This is a genomic window from Novosphingobium sp. PhB165 (genome assembly GCF_004341845.1).
Taxonomy (GTDB): domain Bacteria; phylum Pseudomonadota; class Alphaproteobacteria; order Sphingomonadales; family Sphingomonadaceae; genus Novosphingobium.
In genome coordinates, this window is record NZ_SLVB01000009.1 from 1 (window position 1) to 20,796 (window position 20,796).

Annotated in this window: 19 protein-coding genes; 9 read left to right on the top strand and 10 right to left on the bottom strand. The window is 65.9% G+C overall.

Features of this window, described 5'->3' with window-relative positions:
* The first annotated feature begins 321 nt into the window (after positions 1–321).
* From EDF56_RS21170 to EDF56_RS21190, 5 genes are all read left to right on the top strand, one after another.
* Complete coding sequence (locus EDF56_RS21170; RefSeq protein ID WP_132391294.1) at positions 322–1,209, top strand: LysR family transcriptional regulator; 888 nt, start codon at positions 322–324, stop codon at positions 1,207–1,209.
* 85 nt (positions 1,210–1,294) lie between these two features.
* Entirely contained in the window at positions 1,295–2,308 is a 1,014-nt protein-coding gene (locus EDF56_RS21175; protein ID WP_132391296.1) for a DUF1611 domain-containing protein, read from the top strand.
* On the top strand, positions 2,305–3,312 hold the full coding sequence (locus EDF56_RS21180; RefSeq protein ID WP_132391298.1) for a dipeptide epimerase: 1,008 nt from the start codon (positions 2,305–2,307) through the stop codon (positions 3,310–3,312). Before EDF56_RS21175 ends, EDF56_RS21180 begins: the two co-directional genes overlap by 4 nt.
* A 233-nt stretch (positions 3,313–3,545) precedes the next feature.
* Entirely contained in the window at positions 3,546–5,387 is a 1,842-nt protein-coding gene (locus EDF56_RS21185) for a hypothetical protein (protein WP_132391300.1), read from the top strand.
* A complete protein-coding gene (locus tag EDF56_RS21190) occupies positions 5,387–6,622 on the top strand; it encodes a hypothetical protein (protein ID WP_132391302.1) in 1,236 nt (411 codons plus the stop codon). Before EDF56_RS21185 ends, EDF56_RS21190 begins: the two co-directional genes overlap by 1 nt.
* A gap of 162 nt (positions 6,623–6,784) precedes the next feature.
* On the opposite strand, the gene EDF56_RS21195 is transcribed toward EDF56_RS21190, so the two are convergent.
* The 5 genes from EDF56_RS21195 to EDF56_RS21215 form a co-directional block, all read right to left on the bottom strand.
* Positions 6,785–7,681, bottom strand: a complete 897-nt coding sequence (locus EDF56_RS21195; protein ID WP_132391304.1) for a DUF2268 domain-containing putative Zn-dependent protease — start codon at positions 7,679–7,681, stop codon at positions 6,785–6,787.
* A gap of 432 nt (positions 7,682–8,113) precedes the next feature.
* Positions 8,114–9,238 carry a DUF2235 domain-containing protein gene (locus EDF56_RS21200; protein WP_132391306.1) on the bottom strand — a complete coding sequence of 375 codons (1,125 nt, stop codon included), beginning with the start codon at positions 9,236–9,238 and terminating at the stop codon, positions 8,114–8,116.
* Between the two features lie 50 nt (positions 9,239–9,288).
* Complete coding sequence (locus EDF56_RS21205; protein WP_132391308.1) at positions 9,289–9,786, bottom strand: GNAT family N-acetyltransferase; 498 nt, start codon at positions 9,784–9,786, stop codon at positions 9,289–9,291.
* Between the two features lie 59 nt (positions 9,787–9,845).
* Complete coding sequence (locus EDF56_RS21210) at positions 9,846–10,316, bottom strand: EF-hand domain-containing protein (protein WP_132391310.1); 471 nt, start codon at positions 10,314–10,316, stop codon at positions 9,846–9,848.
* An 8-nt stretch (positions 10,317–10,324) separates the two neighbouring features.
* On the bottom strand, positions 10,325–11,122 hold the full coding sequence (locus tag EDF56_RS21215) for a DUF4198 domain-containing protein (protein ID WP_165912308.1): 798 nt from the start codon (positions 11,120–11,122) through the stop codon (positions 10,325–10,327).
* A 207-nt stretch (positions 11,123–11,329) separates the two neighbouring features.
* Here EDF56_RS21215 and EDF56_RS21220 point away from each other — a divergent pair, with 207 nt between their 5' ends.
* From EDF56_RS21220 to EDF56_RS21230, 3 genes are read left to right on the top strand one after another with little or no spacing between them, the layout of a single operon-like run.
* Positions 11,330–13,594: a TonB-dependent hemoglobin/transferrin/lactoferrin family receptor gene (locus EDF56_RS21220; RefSeq protein WP_207904846.1), complete on the top strand. Its 2,265-nt coding sequence runs from the start codon at positions 11,330–11,332 to the stop codon at positions 13,592–13,594.
* 17 nt (positions 13,595–13,611) lie between these two features.
* The gene (locus EDF56_RS21225; protein WP_132391314.1) at positions 13,612–14,214 is read left to right on the top strand and encodes a biliverdin-producing heme oxygenase; all 603 of its coding nucleotides are present in this window, start codon (positions 13,612–13,614) and stop codon (positions 14,212–14,214) included.
* Positions 14,198–14,629: a YbaN family protein gene (locus tag EDF56_RS21230; protein ID WP_132391316.1), complete on the top strand. Its 432-nt coding sequence runs from the start codon at positions 14,198–14,200 to the stop codon at positions 14,627–14,629. The genes EDF56_RS21225 and EDF56_RS21230 overlap by 17 nt, the downstream gene beginning before the upstream one ends.
* Before the next feature lie 186 nt (positions 14,630–14,815).
* Here EDF56_RS21230 and EDF56_RS21235 read toward each other — a convergent pair whose 3' ends face one another.
* A complete protein-coding gene (locus EDF56_RS21235; protein ID WP_132391318.1) occupies positions 14,816–15,421 on the bottom strand; it encodes a class GN sortase in 606 nt (201 codons plus the stop codon).
* Positions 15,418–17,559, bottom strand: a complete 2,142-nt coding sequence (locus tag EDF56_RS21240) for a marine proteobacterial sortase target protein (RefSeq protein ID WP_132391320.1) — start codon at positions 17,557–17,559, stop codon at positions 15,418–15,420. The genes EDF56_RS21235 and EDF56_RS21240 overlap by 4 nt, the downstream gene beginning before the upstream one ends.
* 155 nt (positions 17,560–17,714) lie before the next feature.
* Here EDF56_RS21240 and EDF56_RS21245 point away from each other — a divergent pair, with 155 nt between their 5' ends.
* Positions 17,715–18,500, top strand: coding sequence for a helix-turn-helix transcriptional regulator (locus tag EDF56_RS21245; RefSeq protein WP_132391322.1), 786 nt, complete (start codon positions 17,715–17,717; stop codon positions 18,498–18,500).
* Position 18,501: 1 nt separating this feature from the next.
* On the opposite strand, the gene EDF56_RS21250 is transcribed toward EDF56_RS21245, so the two are convergent.
* Genes EDF56_RS21250 through EDF56_RS21260 form a run of 3 tightly spaced genes read right to left on the bottom strand, consistent with a single transcriptional unit; the run spans position 18,502 to position 20,638 of the window.
* Positions 18,502–18,771: a DUF3325 domain-containing protein gene (locus tag EDF56_RS21250; protein ID WP_132391324.1), complete on the bottom strand. Its 270-nt coding sequence runs from the start codon at positions 18,769–18,771 to the stop codon at positions 18,502–18,504.
* Positions 18,768–20,318 (bottom strand): PepSY-associated TM helix domain-containing protein, encoded by a 1,551-nt coding sequence (locus EDF56_RS21255; RefSeq protein WP_132391326.1) that lies wholly within the window; start codon positions 20,316–20,318, stop codon positions 18,768–18,770. Before EDF56_RS21255 ends, EDF56_RS21250 begins: the two co-directional genes overlap by 4 nt.
* Positions 20,315–20,638, bottom strand: coding sequence for a hypothetical protein (locus EDF56_RS21260; protein WP_132391328.1), 324 nt, complete (start codon positions 20,636–20,638; stop codon positions 20,315–20,317). Before EDF56_RS21260 ends, EDF56_RS21255 begins: the two co-directional genes overlap by 4 nt.
* Positions 20,639–20,796: the final 158 nt, after the last annotated feature.

Genomic DNA, 20,796 nt, shown 5'->3' on the forward strand with positions numbered 1-20,796 from the left:
CCCCGATTTTTATCTCGGAGAGCATGTTGCCCGTTTCTGTCTGGCGACCACTAGAAGACCGGGTGGTCCGCTGCGGTGAGAGGCCCTCTAAGTCCCACCAATGATTCGGTCAAACACAATTTTCAAAAAATCGTCACTCACAGGACAAATGGCAGTTTACCTACGGTTAGCTGCGTTTCCGGGGGCAGATATCGGCAATTCGCAAGGCTCCCGCCACGAGCAGTCGCACCGCCCATCGACCTTCCTGTGACTCAGTCCCCAATGGAGTCGCCAATTGAGCCCTTGGCGCCGTTTCGAACGGACCTTAGGATCCATGCTACGATGAACCTGCGCCATATCGAGGTCTTTCACGCGGTCTACACCACCGGATCGGTCAGCGCGGCGGCGCGGCTGCTCCATGTCTCGCAGCCGGCGGTGACCAATCTGCTGCGCCATGCGGAGAGCGTGCTCGGCTTTCCCCTGTTCGAGCGTTCGCGCGGACGACTGGTGCCCACGGCCGACGCGCACGACCTTTACGCGCAGGCGGACGCGATACAGGGGCAGGTCCAGCAGATGCGTGAGACCGCGCGCAACATGCGGCGGGGACGCGGGCAGACACTGCGTATCTCGACCCTGCCTTCGCTCGGTATGGAATTGCTGCCCGAAGCTCTAGCCGGTTATCTGGCGCGCCATTCCGGAGTGTCGATCGAACTCCACACCATCCACCATGACGATGTGGCGGCCAAACTCGCCAGGCGGGAGACCGACGTGGTCATCTGCTACACGCCGCCGCGCGATACCCTGCTGAAGAGTACTCTACTCGGCACCGGTGAAATGGTCGCTCTGTTTCAGGAAGCGGACTTTCCCGATGCACCCGAGCCGCTGCCGCTCGCAAGCCTGCAAGACCGCAAGCTGATCGCCACGTTCGAAAGCGGGCCGCAGGGGCGGATGATTTCCGAGGAACTGGCGCGACGGGAAATAGAGCCCGAGGTGGTTGGCGCGTCGCGCACATTTTTCGTGGCGGCCGCCATGGCCCGGGCCGGACTGGGCATGACCATCGTCGATACCCATACGGCTTTGGCCATGCAGGCGCCGGGCATGGCGACGCGCAAGCTCGACCCGCCGCAACGCTACGATATCCACGCGGTCAGTCTGGAGGCCCGCCCCCCTTCGCAACTGGCGCTCGATTTCCTCGATCATCTCCGGACGGTGCTCCAGAGCCATAAGTAAGGGTTATGGATCGGGCCCGGCTCGATATGCGCGGGTGGCGACTCGCCGTGCTAGTCGCTGGCTCGTCCACTACGGAGCGAGTTTCATGATCCCCGGCCCCTTCCTTCTCTATATCGGCGACAAGCGTAATCCCCTCGACGTGAAGACCTCGCGCGGGCTCGCGACGTTCCGCCGCGCGGACTGCATCGGCGAACTGCGCGATGCCGACTGCCCGGTCTCTCTCGGCCTGCCGCGCATGGATGTGCGCGAGGCGGCGGCGAAAGGCGCGCGATCGCTGGTGCTCGGCATTGCCACCAGCGGCGGGCGAATGGAGGAGGCGATGATCCCGCAAGTGCTTGCGGCGCTCGACGCCGGGCTCGATGTGGTCTCGGGTCTGCACCAGCATCTCGCCAGCGAGCCGCGCATTCGCGAGCGTGCAGAGACGCTGGGCCGCCAGTTGATCGACGTGCGCGCCGCGCCCGTAAACCTCAAGGTCGGCACCGGCGCGCCACGCGCGGGGCGCAGGGTTCTGACCGTCGGCACCGATTGCGCTGTCGGCAAGATGTACACCTCCATCCACCTCGCCGATGCCCTCAATGCAAGCGGCGTGTCCGCGCGGTTCCGTGCCACCGGGCAGACCGGCGTGCTGATCGCGGGCGAAGGTGTGGTGATCGACAGCGTGATTGCCGACTTCATCTCGGGGGCCGCCGAAGCGCTCTCTCCTGCGCGGGAGGACGATGTCTGGGACGTGATCGAGGGGCAGGGATCGCTGTTCAACCCATCTTTCGCGGGCGTCTCGCTTGGCCTGCTGCACGGCGCGCAGCCGCAGGCGCTGGTCATGTGCCACGACCCAGCCCGCCCGCATATGCGCGGATTGCCGCATATGCCGGTGCCGGACATCGCCGCCTGTATCGAGGAAAACCTGCGCTGCGCCCGGCTGACCAGCCCCCATGCGGAGTTCGTCGGCATATCGATCAACGGCTCCGGCCTTGAGCCTGCCGCAGCCCGCGACCTGATCGCCCGGATCGAGAGCGAACTCGGCCTGCCCTGCGTCGATCCGGTCATGACCGGCATGGATGCCGTGGTCGACCGCCTGCTCGCGCGCTTCCCGGCCGCATGAGCCGCCGCCTCTCCGTCGGGATCGCGCATCACCGCCTCGCGCGGCCTTTCGCCATCGCGCGGGGCACGCGTGAGGCAATCGAACTGGTGCGCGTGACGGTGGAGCAGGACGGATGGATCGGCCACGGCGAAGGCGCGCCCAATGCCCGCTACGGCGAGTTCGCACCCGCCGTGGCCGCACAGATCGAGGCTATGGCCCCGCTCATCGCCGATGGCATCGGCCGCGAGGAACTGCTGACGGCAATGTCTTCGGGCGCGGCGCGCAATGCCATCGACTGCGCGCTCTGGGATCTTGAGGCCAAGCTTTCCGGCGTACCCGTGGCCGCGCGTTTCGGGCCGCAGCCTGAGGCGCTGGTCACGGCCGTCACGGTGGGGATCGCCTCGCCGCGCGCCATGGCGGAGCGGGCGCGGGACATTGCCCTCGCCCACGGCGTGCAAGATCCGCCGCCGCTGCTCAAGCTCAAGCTGGACGCGCATGACGTGGCCACGCGTGTTGCCGCCGTACGCGACGCGGCGCCGGGCGCAACGCTGATCGCCGATGCCAACGAGAGCTGGGACATGGCCCTGCTCGAACGCGTCCTGCCCGCACTGGCCGATGCGCGCATCGCCCTGCTCGAACAGCCCCTGCCCGCCGGTGCCGACGCCGCGCTGAAGGGACTGCGCGCGCCCGTGCCGATATCGGCCGACGAATCCGTGCATGTCGCCGCCGACATCGCGGAGATCGCCGCGCGCTATTCCCATGTGACGATCAAGCTCGACAAGGCGGGCGGCCTGACCGGCGCGCTGGCATTGGCAGAGGCGGCGCGGGAGGCGGGCATGGAGGTGATGACCGGCTGCATGCTCTGCTCCTCGCTCTCGGTCGCCGCCGCATGGCCGCTCGCGGCGCAGAGCCGCTTCGTCGATCTCGACGGGCCGCTCTGGCTGGCGGAGGACATTCCGGATGGCTGCCAAGTGGAAAACGGTCTGCTGCGCGCGCCGCACGGCCTGAAATGGGGCATCGGCTAATCCCCAATTCCCGCAAAAAACCATCGAACTGACCCGCGCGCAAAGGTATAAACGCGCTCGGGCGGCAAAGCGAATCGCGGGCGCGCCTCCCTGAAAACGATACGATCAGTATTGATGGCAGGACAGCGGGCAAACCGGGCTTCCATGATACGCCTTCATGAGCATGTCATGCGGTGGTCATCTTGCCGGGAACCTGCCTGCGGGTCCGATTTTCGGGCCGAGAGGGGGACAATATGGCCACCAATCAGGACATGCCCGCGGCCCGGCCGCTCAAGATCTTCGCGCTGGACCCGCAATTCACCACCTTTCCCGGCAACCGAACCTCGATAGAGGTCGATTTCGAACCGCTCGGCCCCGGCCCGGAGGGAGACCGGGTAGTCGTGGTCGATTACGACGGCGGCAACGACTGCACCTATCTGCCCTGCAATCTCGAAGATCCCTCGGTGCTGATGCAGGGCGGGATCGCCCATTCCGAGTCCAATCCGCAATTCCACCAGCAGATGGTCTATGCCGTGGCGATGCGGACGGTGCGCGCGTTCGACAAGGCGCTCGGCCGCCGCCTGAAGCTCTATCGCGACAAGTCCCACCCCAAGCTGCGGCTGATCCCCCATGCTTTCGTCGGCGCCAATGCCTTCTACGATCCGGCACTGCATGCCGTGCTGTTCGGCTATTTCCGCGCCGATCCACAGGATCCCGGGGCGAACCTGCCCAATCAGGTGATCTTCACCTGTCTATCGCACGACATCATCGTCCACGAGGTGACGCACGCCCTGATCAACCGCCTGCGCCCGCACTTTCTGGAAGCGACCAATCCCGACCTGCTCGCCTTCCACGAAGGCTTTGCCGACCTTGTCGCTCTGTTCCAGCATTTCACTTATCCGGTCACGCTGCGCGCGCTGGTGCGGCAGGCGCGGGGCGATGTCGGCACCGGGTCGATCCTCAACGAGATCGCCGTCCAGTTCGGGCAGGCCACACGCACCGGCAATGCCCTGCGATCGGCCATGCGGTCGCCCGATATCAAGCTCTCGCCCGATATCGCCGAGCCCCATGCGCGCGGCGGCATCCTGCTCGCCGCCGTGTTCGATGCCTTCAAGGCCGCCTATATCGATGCGACCGGACCGCTGATCCGGCTGGCGACCGGCGGCTCCGGCATCCTGCCTGCGGGCGAGCTGCACCCCGAACTGATCGACGAACTGTCCAAGGCCGCCTCGCGCATAGCCGACGAGACGCTGACGATGATCGTCCGCGCCTTCGACTACACCCCGCCGATGGACATGACCTTCGGAGACTTCCTGCGCGCAACGGTCACCTCGCATGCCGTCGTCGCCCCGGATGACCGGCTCGGCCTGCGCGCCGCGCTGATCGAGGCGTTCCGCGCCCGCGCGATCTATCCCGAAGGCGTGCTCTCACTCTCCGAAGGCTCGGTGACATGGCCCGAGGCCGATCCTGCGATGACCCGGATCGATCTGACCGACGCGCTCGACTGGTTCCATTATGACGCGGTCTATTCCAGCCTCGATCCGATGCGCCGCAGGCGCTCGCTGAATCAGGAGGACGATTCCGAACACGAGCGCGACACCCGCTACGACGAATTGCAGGCCAACGCGGCCAAGGCGATCCACCGATATGCAGACAGCGCCAAGGTGCGCGCCGAACTGGGCCTGCACCCCACGCTGACGGTCTCGGTGCGCAGCTTCCACCGCGTCGCGCGGGTCAGCCAGGACGGGCGCATCCTCAACGAGATCGTGTTCCGGCTCGAACAGCAGGACAACGACGCTGCCGGGGATCCGCGCTTCGGCGGCCTCCCCCTGCGCGGCGGCTGCACCGTGATCGCCAGCGCCGATGGCCGCATCCGCTACGTCATCGGCAAACAACTGCCGATGCCGCCGCAGCCGGGCGCGGCGGGAACGCCGGTGGCGCCGGACAAGGGCGCGCTGCGCATCGAGGCGGTGGCCGCCTTCGTCCAGCAGTGCGACCTGGCCGATCCGATGAGCACCTATCGCGATCCGCGCGGGGTGGCCGATCGCATGATCGCCCGTGCCAGCCTGCGCGCGCTGCATGGGGGAGGATGCTAATGCCGGATATCACCATCTCGATGTTCAATGTCGGCTTCGGCGACTGCTTTCTGGTGGAGATCCCCTTCCCCGAGAAAATGTGCCGCATCCTCTTCGACTGCGGCCGCCACAAGGGCGGGGCGGACGAGAACCAGAAGCTTGCCGAACGGGTGATCGCCGCCGCCGGCGACAGCGACGGCAGCGCCCGGATCGACCTCGTCGTCGGCACGCACCGTCACAAGGACCATGTCAGCGGTTTTGCCGCCAGCGGCTGGGACAAAGTGCAGGTCGCCGAAGTCTGGATGCCATGGACCGAGAACCCGCAGGACCCCGCCGCGCGCGGCATGGTCGAGCGGCAGGTGCGCAGCGCCGCGCTTGCGCGGATGGCGCTGGCGCCCGCGCTGGCCGCCGCGCCGAACGGATCCGCGCAGGCATTGGCCGGGGCGGACGCAATGCTTTCCCTCGCGCTCAGCAACGAGGCGGCGATGGACACGCTCTATTCCGGGTTCGCCGGAAAGCCGGTTCGCCGCTACCTGCCCGATGCCGACGCGCCGCAAGTACCGCTCGGCCTCGCCGGTTTTCCCGGCCTGCGTTTTCACGTCATGGGGCCCTCGCGCGATGCGGCAGCACTGGCAGTGATGGACCCACCGCGCGCCGAGACGTTCCGGCACCTCGCGATGGCGCAGGATGCCGCCGGAAGCGGCCAACTCTCGCCCTTCCCCGCGCGCTGCCGGATCGATCCCGAAGCACTGTCACCGCGCCAGCGCCAGATGCTCTCGGCCCGCCTCTCCGCCGCCGACATGGCGACGATCCGGGGCATGTCCGACGGGGTGGATCTCGTCGGCCTCGCGGCCGAGATCGATGCGGCGATCAACAACACCAGCCTTGTCATCCTGATCGAAGTGGGCGCCGCGCGGCTGCTGTTCTGCGCCGATGCGCAGTGGGGCAACTGGAAATCGATCCTCGCCGATCCGCACTGGTGCGACCTGATCCGCGAGACGACTTTCCTGAAAGTGGGCCACCACGCCAGCCACAATGCCTCGCCGGTGACACTGATCGACACACTGCTGCCAAAGAGCATTCCGGCGATGGTTTCGGTGGATCCCAAGGCCTATTCGAACGTGCCCTATCAGGGACTGGTCGACGAGATGAAAGGCCCGCGCGCGATGAACGTGGTGCGCAGCGACCTTCCCGCGCAGGCCCAGGGCGTCGTCAGGGCGGACGCGGATGTGATCGTGATGAAAGTGCCGTTTTAGGCGGAGCCGATTGCTGCGCAACGGCGATGGACGACGCGCGAGGACCTTCGCGCGACTGAATCGCTGCTTTTCAGAGATTCAGTCCGGAAGCCGCCTTTCCCGAACCACCGCCGAATACGCCGTTACGCGTTTGCCATGGCGATCCCGACAGTTGCCATGTGTTCAGCTGTCCTGCCCCGGCTTCCAACCGCTCTCGGCCAGCACGGCTTTTGGGTCTTTCAGGTCCAATAGCGTGCGAAGCGCTGCGCGCTTGTCCTTGGCTTTGGTGTAATATGCTTTGGCAATTCGATAGCCTTCCCAATATCCGAGATCGCCCGGATGGTCGGGAGTGCCAACGCCATTATACAGCCAATCCGATATGTCGGCTTTATCGGCATCGGCCACAAATCTGGCGTCTATTTCCTTCACATGTCCCTGCGTCCATTTTTGCAGATGCACGTTGCCTACTTGACCGGAAATTAGCTCACCGACGAGTTCGGCAACGCCCTCGATAAGAGACTGCCTTAAGACTGTGGTTGGAGCGTTGTCATCGTCAAGCTCCGGGGCTTGCTGAACATGCCCGTATTCGTGCGAGATCAGATGGAAAAGGCGTTCCGACAGGTCGGGTTGCAACCAGGATGATCTGCACACGACCTCAAGGCCAATCAACACGCCCGCCTTGCCGGTTGTGCCTCCACTGTTATTCCTTCCGATCAGGATCGTCACGGGCGGGAAAGTCGCCTGAGGATCGAGATCGGAAAGCTTCCGGAAGGCCACTTCCAACTTGCGGGTAACCGTTGGCAGAACGTCCATGCACGTTCGCGCCTGATCGTAGATGGAGCGATTTTGTTGGATGGTCTGTGCCAGCGACGTACCGGAGATGATCCGATGGGGGACGAACTGGCGAACACCATCGCTTCCCGCGTCGATGTAATCCTGCTGCAGTACGCTGCTGCTCGGCGTGCCATTGGCCGCATCATATAGCTTGTAGAAAAGCGCTACGTCGCTGGTCCGTATCTGGCCCAAGTCGCTTGCGTCGGCCGGAAAGATAACGGCACCGATTGCCGCGATGCCGACCATCAAATAGCCAAATTTTCTGCGCAACTTACGCCCCCTTCGCTCCGCTTCTCGCAGTCTATGCGCTGTAAGGGCAGCTTGCCAGTGGTCTGGTATTAAAACCTGCTTATCGGAAAGCCCGCAAGACAGGTCGTAGACAGCAAGCCCGGCCCGCGCCTAATCCACAAATAGAGGGATGGCAGTTCTGCCTGAATCGGGATGCTGCGCGCTTCATATATAGTCACCGCTACCTTCCACTCTGCCCAATTGCCTTCTCTGCCCAATTGTCTTCCAACCCGCTCAGGCTGAGCTTGTCGAAGCCCCCGGAGGCGCAGCGCGAGGTTCACATCCTTCGACAGGCTCAGGATGAGCGGGGGTAGGAGGGGGACGGCGGCGGTTAAGCCAGCGGCGTACATCAGTGCGCAATACCCGCCGGAACGGGCATTCGTTCACACCCTAAGGCGCGGATTGCGAAAGCTTCACTGCCCCATCGGGCAAAGCGTAACCGGGAATTTCCCAGGCCACATCGTGCACCACCGGCGCAGGCGGCAGGCTGCGGCGGCGGAACAGGTTCATCCGCCACTCCCAGCGCTTGCAGTCGAAATTCCAGTGCTTCTTCGGCACGAACTCCGCCAGCGCCCAGAACCACGGGTGCATGCCGTAATGCACTTTGGCATTGGGACTTTCCGGCGCATAGAGGCCGCCGTCCTTGCCAAGGACTTGCGCCAGCCGGTCCGGATCGAGCAAGAGGCCGGCCTTCTCCGCTTCCTGCGCCATCCACTCCAGCGGGTACTTGGAAATCCCGCTCTCGGCCTCGGGCCAGCCGCCACCGACATCGCAGTGGGTGCCGGGAAACCAGACCTCGCGAATGTCGCGCCGGGGATCGGCTGCAAACCAGTTGACCCGAAAGAACCCCCTCCGCTCGTCGAGCGCCTTGGCATGACGGACGATAGCGACATCGGGATTGGCGCGGGTGTAGGGAATGGTGAGCGGGCTGCCGATCCAGCCGACCGAATTGACGGTGTCCCACACGCCCAGAAAATGAACCGGGCAATCGCGCGCCGAAATCGTGCCCTTGAAATCGGAGGCGAGCTGCTCGCAGGCCTGATAGTCGGCACCCGGTTTCGCCCGGGCCATGGTCCAGAGCATCTTCACCGCATAGGGGACCAAGGGGTCGTTTCCGCGCATGGCAAGGCCATAGCAATGGAGCATCGCGGCCACGACGCGCGCGGTATAGGCGCCGCGGCTGAACCCGAAGATGTAGACGCGGTCTCCGGGCCGATAGGTGTCGGCAAGGTAACGGTAGGTGTCGGCAATGTCGTCCTGCAAACCATAGCCGAAAGCGAGCCCGGCAAGCTCACCCAGCCAGCGTCCGGTGCGGGTTCCGATCCCGGTCGGCGCACGGGTGCCAATGCCGGGGTGGTAATAGACGGCCTGTCTTTCCTCGTCCTTCACCAGTGCGTGAAAGAGTTTGATGACGCTGGTACGGTCACGGGAGAACTGGTTTGAGGTACCGTCGCAGCAAACGACGATATTACGTCCGGCGAATTCTTGGCCCGTTTCCTCCGGCATCTCGATCATCCCCCGGAACACCGAACAAGCGGTGACGTAATGTCGGGCCGATCATGCCTCTATTCTTCAGCCAGCACCAGCACGTAGAACCGCGTGTCCACCGCCATTCTCGGGAAGCTTTCGGGAAGTTCCTGCGGCTCCACGCGGTGAAAGCCATGCCGCTCGTAGAAGCGGTGCGCGGCAAGGAACTTGTCGGTCGTGCCAAGAAAGACCTCGCGGATTCCGGCCGCTCGCGAGATCTCCAGCAGCCGCGCCAGCAATGCGTTCGCGGTGCCGAATTCCCGGCCGCGATAGTCAGCGGCAACGAACATCTTGCGCAGCGCGCCCTGCCCTGCGCCAATGTCCTTCATGGCGATGGTGCCGACGATCCGCCCTTCGTGCTCCGCCACCAGAAATTCGCCCGCGCCGGTCTGATACCAGGCCGGAATCGCACGTAAATCGGGCTGATCGTCGGCGGAAATGGCGATGCCGAATTCCTCCCGCTGGATGGGGAGGATCACATCGATAACGCCCTGTTCGTCCGACGGGACGAAGGGGCGGATCAGAACAGGGCTCATGCGTACCGGATTACGGAGCGGGCCGGGCCGGGACAAGCCCCGCCCGCTCGCATCTCGGCTTAGGGCGCTGGATCGGCCTTTGTGGCGGCGTCCTCGGCCGAAACCCAGCCGTCGTGGTTGGTGTCGTGGTGCAGGAACATGCCCCAGCCGGTCGCAGCGAATTCGGCCGACGTGATGCCGCCGCTGTGGTCGCTGTCGAGAACGCCGAAGCGCACATCGGCCTGCCGCAGCTGACGCACGCGCTCTTCCTCGCGCGAGGCTGCCGGTTCCGTCAGCAGCTCCTTTTCAAGGCGTTCGCGATAGTCGCCGACATATTCGTCGTGCGAGAGCACACCGTCGTGATTGCGGTCCATCCGCGCGAATTCGGCGTCACGGCCGCGCTGGAACTCGTCCTTGCTGACCTTTCCGTCGCCGTCGAGATCCTGCTCGCGGATGAAAGTCGCAAGATCATGCGAGGCGGCGTGGGCGGTGCCGATGGCGGCCAGTGAGGCGGCGGCGGCAAGGGCAATTCGGATCGTCTTGATGGTCATGGTCGGTCTCATTCGCTTACGGAATAGGTCAGGGCATATGTGTAGCTGCGGGCGGGCTCCCCAGCCGTCGCGGCGACGCGGTGGCGCGTCATTGCGTGGTAGAGACCCGGTCGCGGCGCGGTGACGTGGAAGATCCCCTGCGCGTCGCTGGTCATCAGCGGCAGGCGGACATTCTCGACTTCGCCGGGCCGCGCCTCCTCAACCTCGACATCGGCATTGGCGAGCGGCTTGCCGTCGAACAGGATCTGGAATTCGGCCGGTTTCCCGGCGTGGATGGCGTCGGGGTGCGTTACGGCGCGGTATTCGATGCCCTTGCCGGTGGGCGCGAGCACCGTCTGGGTCGGCGTGCCCCGGCTGACATAGGCCTCGGCCTTGGTCACGCTCTGCATGTCGACCGGCGTGACGCCGGGTGGGAGCGGACGGCGCGGGTCGATGAACTCCCATTGGCCGTCGATAAAAGCCGCCTTGGAAACGCGGCCCTGCCGCTCGCCGCTGCTGATCCGGTACGTGCCGTCGGCGGGCGTGGGCACTTCGAGCACGGCGAGGTCGCGCAGCATCACCGGCTTGAGCGCGGAGGCCGTGCCGTCGGGCGCGACGACCTGAAAGCCGTCCGATTGCATGGCGATGGCGGGTACGAAGACGTGCTCGCTGAACGCGGCCTCCACCGTCACGTGGTCCTGCCCGTCGATCGTGAAGCCATTGGGCAGAAGGTAAGGCGAATGCGCGAGCGCCGATGTCGCGGCGAGACTGGCGCAGAGACCGGCTGACAGCGTGATGGCCGGCCGGAATCGGGTCAAAAGAGTCATGAGATTCATCCCCTCGAAAGCGAGTGCGCGGCTCGTCTCACATTATCTATTGCGAATCAATAGCATTAAGGTAGAGGGGCGGTTAAGGGCACTTTGGGGGCGCCTGGGGGAACACTCAAAACCACGACCGGCGGAGAACCTCCTCCCTTTGCTCGCCCTTCACTCTCTTATTGCTACTGCGTCGCATTTGTTAAAAGGAATGAACGGATGAACATGGGTCTGCTGACAGGAACGAGCAGGGCAAGCATCGCTGCCCAAATCGGCACCGGCATCGGCTGCAAGATCGGCTGGGCGGTGGCCCTCACGCTCGCACTTCCGGGCGCTCCGGTCTGGGCTCAATCGGCCGACCAATCAGCCTCGACAGACAGCGCGGTTCCGCTCGGCAGCTTCCCGGTCAGGGCAAAGGCCGAGGATACCGACGCCGAAAGCAGCGCGGCCGGCAAGCCCCGCGTCCTTACCACCACCACGACCGCAGAAACCCTGCGCGACCGCATGGTCGATAGCCTCACGGACTTCTCCCGCCGCGTGGATGCCGGTGTAAACTTCAACCCCCGCAACATGTCGATCAACATCCGCGGCCTCGATTCCAACCGTGTACTGACGACCATCGACGGCATCCGCACCCCGTGGCTCGATGACGGCGCGCGCGGCGTGCAAGGCGGCGTCGCCTCGTTCGACTTCAACTCGCTCAGCGCCATCGACGTGGTTCGCAGCGCGGATTCCAGCTTCTTCGGCACCGGCGCGCTTTCCGGTACGCTGGCGCTGCGCACGCTGGATCCCGAGGACTTGCTGACCGACGGCAAGGCCATGGCCGGCCTTTCGAAAGTCACGTACGACAGCGCCAGCGACAGCGTGTTCCTCAATCAGGCCGCCGCCGTGCGCAGCGGCGACACGCTGATGCTGATCCAGGGCGGCTACCAGAACGGCAATGAGACGAAGAACCAGGGCGATACCGGCGGCACCGGCACCACGCGCACCGAGCCCAATCCCGCCAGCTACGACCAGCTCAACCTGCTGGTGAAAGTCCACCAATACCTGCCCGGCGGCCACCGCCTTGGCCTGACCGGCGAAATCTTCTCGCGCGATTACGACGAGAACACGCTGACCAGCATCGGCTCGACCTATTCCAGCTTCCGGACCGACAATACGACCAAGCGCAAGCGCATTTCGGGCAATTACGACTATCAGGGCGATGGCGGGGCAGTCCGCGAAGCGCATCTCACCGCATATTGGCAGCGCAGCAATCTCCAGACCTATACGGCGGGCAATCGCCTGACCGCACCGAAGGGCCTCTATACCCGCGACAGCGACCTGCAGGTGGAGATGTTCGGCCTGAACGGTTCGATCACCGGAGACTTCACGACCGGCCCGCTCTCCCACGCAATCACCGTGGCGGGCGAGGCCTATCGCACCAATACCAGCCAATACGCCGCCGGGCAGGACAACTGCACGCCCGCGATCTATTCCTGCTCGTTCCTTCACGTGAACCAGTCCGACATGCCCGACGTGCGCGGCACCGACATCGGCCTTGTCCTGCAGGACCGCATCGGCTTCGGCACGAACGCGTGGCTGCATGTCACTCCGGGCATTCGCTACGACAACTATCGCCGTTCGCCGCAGGACACGCCGAGTTATGCCGAGAACGCCGCGTTCGAGGGGCTCCCCGCCAAGTCGTCCGACACGCATTGGTCGCCCAAGGTGCTGGTCGAGGCCGAAGTGCTGTCAAAACTCACGCTCTATGGCCAGTGGGCACAGGCCTTCCGCGCGCCTTCGGCAACCGAGCTTTATCTGACTTATGGCGGCACCGGCAGCTACGTCAGCATCGGCAATCCGGATCTCAAGCCCGAGACCAGCAAGGGCTACGAATTCGGCATGCGCTTCGGCGACGACAAGCGCGGCTTGCGCGTGGCCTATTACCACAACACCTACCGCAACTTTATCGACACGGTTACGACGACCGCCGCCGAGGCCGGCCTGTCCGGCAGCTATCCCTTCGGCGTGTTCAAGTACATGAACCTCGACCGCGTACGGATCTACGGCATCGAGGCGAGCGGAAACTGGGAGTTTTCGAAGAACTGGCGGACCTGGGCCTCGCTCGCTTACGCCGACGGCAAGAACACTGCGGACGACTATCACCTGAACTCGATCCCGCCGCTGCGCGCCATTCTGGGCGTGGGCTATTCGCACGGCAACTTCGGCGCGGACCTCTCCGGCACGGCGGCAGCATCGCGGAACAAGGTCGAGAATCCCGCCTCCGATCTCAACAAGACGCCGAGCTACGGCATCATCGACGCCAGCGCATGGATCCGTCCATCCTTCGCAGAGGGCTTGCGTATTCAGGTCGGTGTCTACAACCTGCTCGACAAGACCTACTACAACGCGCTCGACCTGCCCGACAGCGGCAGCCTTTCGAAGCTGTTCTATTCGCAGCCCGGCCGCACCTTCAAGGCGACCGCCCTGATCTCGTTCTGAAAGGAACGCCGCAGACCATGAACACCACTACGGACAACTCGCTGGCACCCAGCCTCGTACAATCGCTCCGGGCCGGGACGCGCGAGATGCATGAACGCCTGGACAAGGCGATCATGGCCGCCGACCCGTTCGCCAGCCTGCCGGGTTATGCCCGCTTCGCCGAGTTGCAGTACCTGTTCCACCGAGACATCGCGGCGCTCTATGCCCACGAGGCCTTGCAGTACATTCTGCCGGGCCTTGCCGAGCGGCAGCGCCTCGGCCTGATCGCGGCGGATCTGGCCGACCTTGGCAAGGCATTGCCCGCCGATGACATGCCGCCCGCCTTCACGGCGGGCGAGCCGGTCGATGTCCCGACCGCGCTCGGCTGGCTCTATGTCGCCGAAGGGTCGAACATGGGCGCGGCGCTGCTGCGCAAGGAGGCGGCCAAGCTTGGCCTCTCCGACGATCACGGCGCGCGCCATCTCGCGCCGGCGGCGGAAGGGCCTGCCGCGCACTGGCGGGCCTTCACGGCGGGGCTCGACGCCGCCCGGCTGGGCCCGGACGAGGAAGCCCGCGCGGTCGCGGGGGCGAAAGCGGCTTTCGATCGCGTGCGTTCGCTGGCCGATGCCCGCCTCGCCTGAGGACGGCAGCGGCACCGAGGACCTGCTCCGCCGGGGCCGGGCCGCGCGCATGGGCTGGCTGGTGCTGGGGCTCGTGCTGGTCGGCATCGGCGTGGTGGGGATCTTCGTCCCGCTGCTGCCGACCACAGACTTTATGATCCTGGCGCTGCCGTGCTTCGCGCGCTCGTCGCCGCGGCTGGAGGCTTGGCTGCTCAATCATCCCCGCTTCGGCCCCGGGCTGCGTGCCTGGCGGGCGGAGCGGGCGATCCCGCGTCATGCCAAGATCGCCTCGTGGATCGGCATGACGGTGGGGTTCGTCTCGTTCTGCCTGCTTGTGCGGCCGGGTCCGCTCGTGGCGCTACCGGTAGCGGCAGTCCTGCTCGCCTGCGCCATCTGGGTGGGGCGGCGGCGCGAGCCGAGCGGGGACAGCACTTAAACGTCGGACGACGTGGACGATCTCGGATGCGCTCAGTGTCGAGGGATGAGTTCCCGGTTTCAAACCTCGTCGCCCCCGCGCGGGCGGGGGCCCCGCTTCTTTGCGACCTCTCGTCCTGCACAGCGAAAGCGGGGTCCCCGCCTTCGCGGGGATGACGGGTTGAGGTTGGCGGACTTCGCTTTCCCATCAGGACGAGATCCGCTCCGCATGAAGCACATAGCGCCACGGCCCATGCCGCACGGCGTCGAAGGGATAGCACGTCACCAGATCCAGCCGCTCGCCCGCGCCTGCATCGGGCACGGCATAGCGATCCCACCGCACCACATCGGCCCCGGTCACCCGGTAACGACGCTCCAGTCCCTCGCGGGTCTGCACGGTGATGAGATCACCCTTGTGGACATCGCGCAGGAAGCGGAAGTGCGTGTCGCGATGGGCAGCGACCACGGCGGTTCCCTCCTTCCCGAAGGCCGCGCCGCCCGGAAGCAGGGTGGGTCCGAACGCCATGGCCTGCCCCGATCCGCTGTCCAGCACCACCCGCGCCGCACCGAGGCGAGGTACCGAGAGCCGGGCGAGCGGGGTCATGTCCGCCCAGGCCCAGGGCCGCTGCGGCGTGTGGTTGGCAAGGCTGCGCTCGAAAGCCCGCTCCAACAGGACTTGCGCGGCCATGGCCTTGGCGGGAACATAAAGTCCCCGCCCGGTCTCCGCCGCGCCTGCAAGGCACAGTCCGGCCAGCAGCAAAACGAGGAGGCCGCGCCCGCGCGCAGCCTCCTTCACACGTGCGAGCCCGATCATGCCGTCCTCCGGCGCAGCAGGAGAGCAAACCCGGCAAGACCCGCCAGCAGCAGCGCCAGCCCCTTGCCCACCATGCCAACGAAGCCGGTGGCGGTCTGCGGCAGGTCGAGCGCCTGGGCCTGCATGGCGGAAAGGTCATCCGAACCCACCCGCGACTGCACGGCATCGTGCCCGAACAGCGTGTCGAAATCCCAGCCTGCCGGCAGATTGATCGGCAATTCCTCACGCGTCAGCCGCGCACCGGCGGGCCGCGAAGGCGTCTCGTCCACGGCGACGAGGCTGGTGCGGCTGGTGACCAGCCCGCTCTCCATGCCGATCCGCTCGACTTCGGCATCGGCCTGCGCGTCCTCCATCTGGCCGAGGGCGCGGTCCGCCTCGATGTCGGTGATGCGGCGGTGGGCCCAGAGCTTTTCGATCGCGGGACTGGGCAGCGCGCTGGCCAGATCGACCCGCCGCTCCCAGCGCTTGCCGCCGATCGTGCCGCTCACCGTCAGCGTGCCGGCAAGATGCCCGGTCCGGCCGACAAGGACCAGCGGCCGCCCGGCATAGACATCGGGAAGGCGCGCAGGCGTGAGATCCAGCGTCCCGCCCTCGACCCGCACCGACAGGTCGCGCATGGCCGGATGGCTGAGCACGTCGATCAGTGGCATCATCTTCGCGGCCACTTCGGCCGGGGTGCCGACATGGGTGTAGACGCCGCCGCCGAAGGTCGACATGCGCTCCATCAGATAGTCGTTCGGCGCCGAGCCGATGCCGACCATGAAGACATGGCTGCGCCCGCCGTCGGCACCGATCGCGGCCATCATCTCGCGCTCGTTGGAGATCTCGCCATCGGTGAGGAACACGATCTGGCGCAGCGCATCGGCGCCGCCGCCGGTTCCCGCATCCTCCAGCGCGGCCTTGAGCGCGGGCAGCATCTCGGTGCCGCCGCGTGCCTCCAGCGATTCCGCGAAACGCTTGGCCAGCGCCACCTGATCGGGCGTGGCGGCCACGCTGTGGTCGAACAGGCGGGTCATGGTGTCGTCGAAGCGGATCACGTTGAAGTGGTCCTGTGGGCGTAGCGTGCCGAGCGCGTGGATCAGGCTGGCCTTGGCCTCGTCCATCGAGTCCCCGCCCATCGAGCCGCTGTTGTCGATCACGAAGACCATCTCGCGCGGGGGCGTGGGCAAGTTGGAGAGATCGGCGGGCGGCGTGACCGAGGCCATCACGAAGTCGCCCTTGTCGGTGTGCTGGGCGAAGAGCCCCAGCGTCGGATCGGCCGAGGCCGAGCGCCATTCCAGCACGAAGTCGCGGTCGGCCGGGACGCTTTCGGCAAGACGGACGGTGCGGTCGTCCAACGGGCCGGTGATGTTCACCTTGTGATAGCGGCTGATGAGGTTGGCGACATCGAAGCCGGGGGCGAGGCGAACCGAGATCGACGTGGGATTGAGCCCCGAACCCACCTTGGGGTCGAGCACCGGCGCCGCGGTCACGGCATTGGCATCCTCCACCGCGGGCGCCGAAGTCAGCGTGTGCGGCGGCGTGTAACGCGGGCCGACCACCAGCGGCAGGCGCAGCGAGAACGTGCCGTTCGCCTGCGTGACCGGGGCCTGATATTCGATGGCGATCAGCACCGTCTCGCCGGGGCCGACATTGGCGACCATTGTAGTGAACATGTTGGGCCGCTGCTGTTCGACAAGACCGGCCTTGCGGCCGCTGGCCTTGGCCGCCTCATAGGTCTCACGCGCCTTCTCGCGCGGCTGGACATGGCCCACGATCACGCGCTGGCCCACCACCATCTTCAGCGAGTCCACCGCTCCGTCCTGCGGCAGCGGATAGAGGTAATGCGCCTCCATCCACTTGCCCGAGGTGTTGCGGAAGGCCTGCGTCACGCGCACGCGGGCCACTTGGCCAGTCACCGTCACGTCCATGTCGGTGCCGAGGCGAACGGCGGGCAAGCTCTCGGCAATGCCCTGCCCGCGCAGCATCAGGGTGCCGGCAGCGGGCCCGTCGTCAGTGGCGGCGTCTTCGGCTTCGTCGGCGGCAAGGGCGGCGGTGGACTGGACCGCGACGGCGGCCGGAGCGCCCAGCGCCAGCACGACGGCAGGGATCAGCGCGCCCCGAAAGGCGAGAGGGCGGAAAGCGGGTGATTGCGGCATGACAGGCTCCTTGGATGTTCGGGAGCCCTCCCTCTATGCGCATGGCGGTGCGCACAGCCACGAGCACTATTGGCCGGTTCCGCACGCGTGCGCAAATTGCGCCTGTTGACGCAGGCATTGACGGAATGTGCGCATTTGTGCGGAAATAGGCAGACATGACGACACCCCAGACCGACCTGCCGGATTCCGCCCCGATCGCTCCCGAAAGCGCAGAGGCCGCGCGCCTCGTCCGCGAGGAGATCGCGCGGCGGCGCATGTCCCGTCAGGCGCTGGCCGACATGGCGCGGATCAGCCTCTCGACGCTGGAAAAGGCACTGGCGGGCAAGCGCCCTTTCACGCTGGCGACATTGCTGCGGATCGAGGAAGCGCTGGGCGTAAACCTGCGCCCCGGCACCATCCCGGGCACGCCTGCACCACTGCCTGGCGCCGGAGATGTCGCCCCCGAAGCATTGGGCGCCTATGCCCGCTCGGCCGTGGCCTGGCTGGAAGGCCGCTACCTGACCTTGCGCCCCAGCTTCGGCACGCCGGGCAGCCTGTTCGCCTATCTGACGACAATCCGGTGGGACAGCGCCAAGGCCTGCCTCGCTTTCGCCGAATCCGGCCGGTCAGACGCGCGTTTCGAGCAGGCGGGGCAAGTCTCGATGCCCAACCTTTCCGGCCATATCTACCTCGTGACCAACGAGCAGGGGCAATACCGCCTCGCCATCCTCTCGCGCCCGACCATCGATGGCGGGCTGTTCGGCATTCTCACCACGCTGGAAGTGGGCAAGGGCTCCCAGCTCGTTCCGGCCGCCGCGCCGCTCGCCCTGCGCAAGCTGGCCGAGGGTGAGGACGTGGCGCTGGGGCTGGTAACGCCCGAGATGCCGCATTTCGCGCCCTATCGCGAGATGCTCGGCCGCGCGACCGACGACGACTACGCGCGGGTGCACATGCCCGGCTGACTTAGCGTTTCGGCAGGTGGAGCAGCGCCACAGTCAGCCACGCGCCCACCGTTAGATGCGCGCACCAGGCAACGAGCCCATAGCCGCCGCCAAGGCCCGCAATATCGACGGCAAGCGCTGCCGCCAGCAGGGCCCATCCGGCCCACCGGGCAGTAAAGGCGTGGCTCTTCGCGAGCGTTCGCCCGGCAAGATCGCGCTGGTGGCGCGGCATGGACACTGCCAGCGCCCAGAAACCAGCGAGGGCAAGCAGGATACCCAGAACGTGGGTCATGCCCGCACTGCCTTTTCCCGGCCCATCGTCCGGCCGGCCGACGCCTTGCGCTGACGTGCCGCCAGTCTGGCAGCGGCGAGCGCGAAGGCAGCCGCAAGCGACAGCATGACCATATCGAAAGCCACGAACAGCCAGTCCCCCCTCATCAGGCTGACAGGCAGTCCCCGGCTGGTGGTGAAGGCGTTGACCAGCGGCACCGCCGCGAAAAGCAGCGCCGCCAGTCGCAGCGCCTCAAGCCACGCCCGCGCCGCCGGGCGCAGCAGCGCCCAGATCAGCACGCCCAGCCAGACGAGGAACATCGTGTGGATCTCCCAGTCCGCGCGCGCTGCCATCCCGGTGGGCAACAATCGGTTGGCGAGGAAGTAGGACGGAATGGCGCAGCCCAGCCCGGCAATGGTCGCGATGTTGAGCTTTTCCACGAGGCGAAAACCGAAATGCGGGCGTTCCGGATCGGGTAGCCGCTGGCGGCGCTTGACGGTCCAGAGCACAAGCCCGGTGCCCACCATCGCGGTTCCGGCAAGGCCGCTCAGGAAATAGAGCCAGCGCAGCGCAATCTGCGCGAAGCGTCCCGAATGGAGGCCGATCATCACGCTCTCGGTCTTGAGCGCAGCGCCTTGCGGCAGGCTGCCGCCGGTCTGGCGGCCACTGGTACCGTCAAAAACCATGACTTCGCCGCGCGAGCCCATCGCCTCGCCCGGCCCGCGCGTCAGCGCGATCGTCGCGGTCTCGTCGCCCGGATTGTTGATCCGCACCACGCCGACCTCACGCCCGCCCCACTGCGCCGATGCCTTGCGCATCAGCGGCGCAAGGTCGGCAAGGGGGACGTTCCTGCCGCTGCGTTCGGCGGCCGGTGGATCGCCGAAAACCGCGGACTGGAAGGTGTCGGGCGAAGCGTAGTTCGCCAATATACCCCACGGCATGTACATCGCCGCCAGCGTCACCAGCCCGGTGAACGTGATCATCAGGTGGAACGGCAGCGCCAGCACGGCGGTCACGTTGTGCGCATCCAGCCACGATCGCTGGCCCTTGCCGAAGCGCAGCATGAAGAAGTCGACGAAGATCTTCTTGTGCGTGATCACGCCCGAGAGGATCGCCACCAGCATGAACATCGCCGCGATGCCCACCAGATAGCGGGCCCAGAGCACCGGCAGGTAATGCAGGTCAAAATGGAAGCGATAGAGGAAGTAGCCACCGTTGGTCTGGCGCACAGTCACTTCCCGGCCGCTTTCATCGAGTACGGCCTCGGTCTGGCCACTGGTGCCGGTGCCCGGGTACCAGAAGGCCTGCGTGGTAGCGCTGCGTCCGTTGGGAAGCGTGAGGAACCAGAAGCTCGCGTCTGGCGCGGTGCGTTGGAGGAAGCGGACCGCGCCTTGCGCCGATGCCACCGGATCGGCCGTGCCGGTCACTTCGGGCTGCATCCAGCGGGTGATCTCGTCCTGGAAATAGGCCGAAGTCCCCGTGGCGAACATGGCAAACAGCAGCCAGCCCAGCACCAGCCCTGTCCAGGTGTGCACGAGCGCCATCGATTGCCGCAGGCTCTCCTTCACAGGCGGCCCCCCGTTGTCAGAGAAAACCAGAGGTACCCGCCCATGACCGCGCCCGAAACGAGCATCCACAGCCACAGCCGCACCACCGAACGCATGCCGAACGCCGCCAGCGCCAGCACCGCGAAGATCGCGAAAGACAGCAGCGTGGCCGCCATGCTCGCTTCGGGCGCGGAGACCGCAAGACCATGCGCCAACGCACGGGCAACGCAGGCCGCCGCCAGCGAAGAGAGCGCATAATTGGCCGGAACCGCCGCCAGCAGTCTGGCCGCGAGATTGCCTTTGCCGATGCCTTTACGGACTTTGCCCGCGCGCGTGTTCATGACGGCTCCGAAAGTGCGCCTTGGTCGCGTTATTGCGAACCATTCGCATTTCTGGCGCTGCTAACAGAGTCCCAACTTGCGAGTCAATCGCATTAGATGCAAAATCGAGGGGATCTGCACCGCCAGCCTGATGCGTTGCTCATCGTCATCGCGTTTTG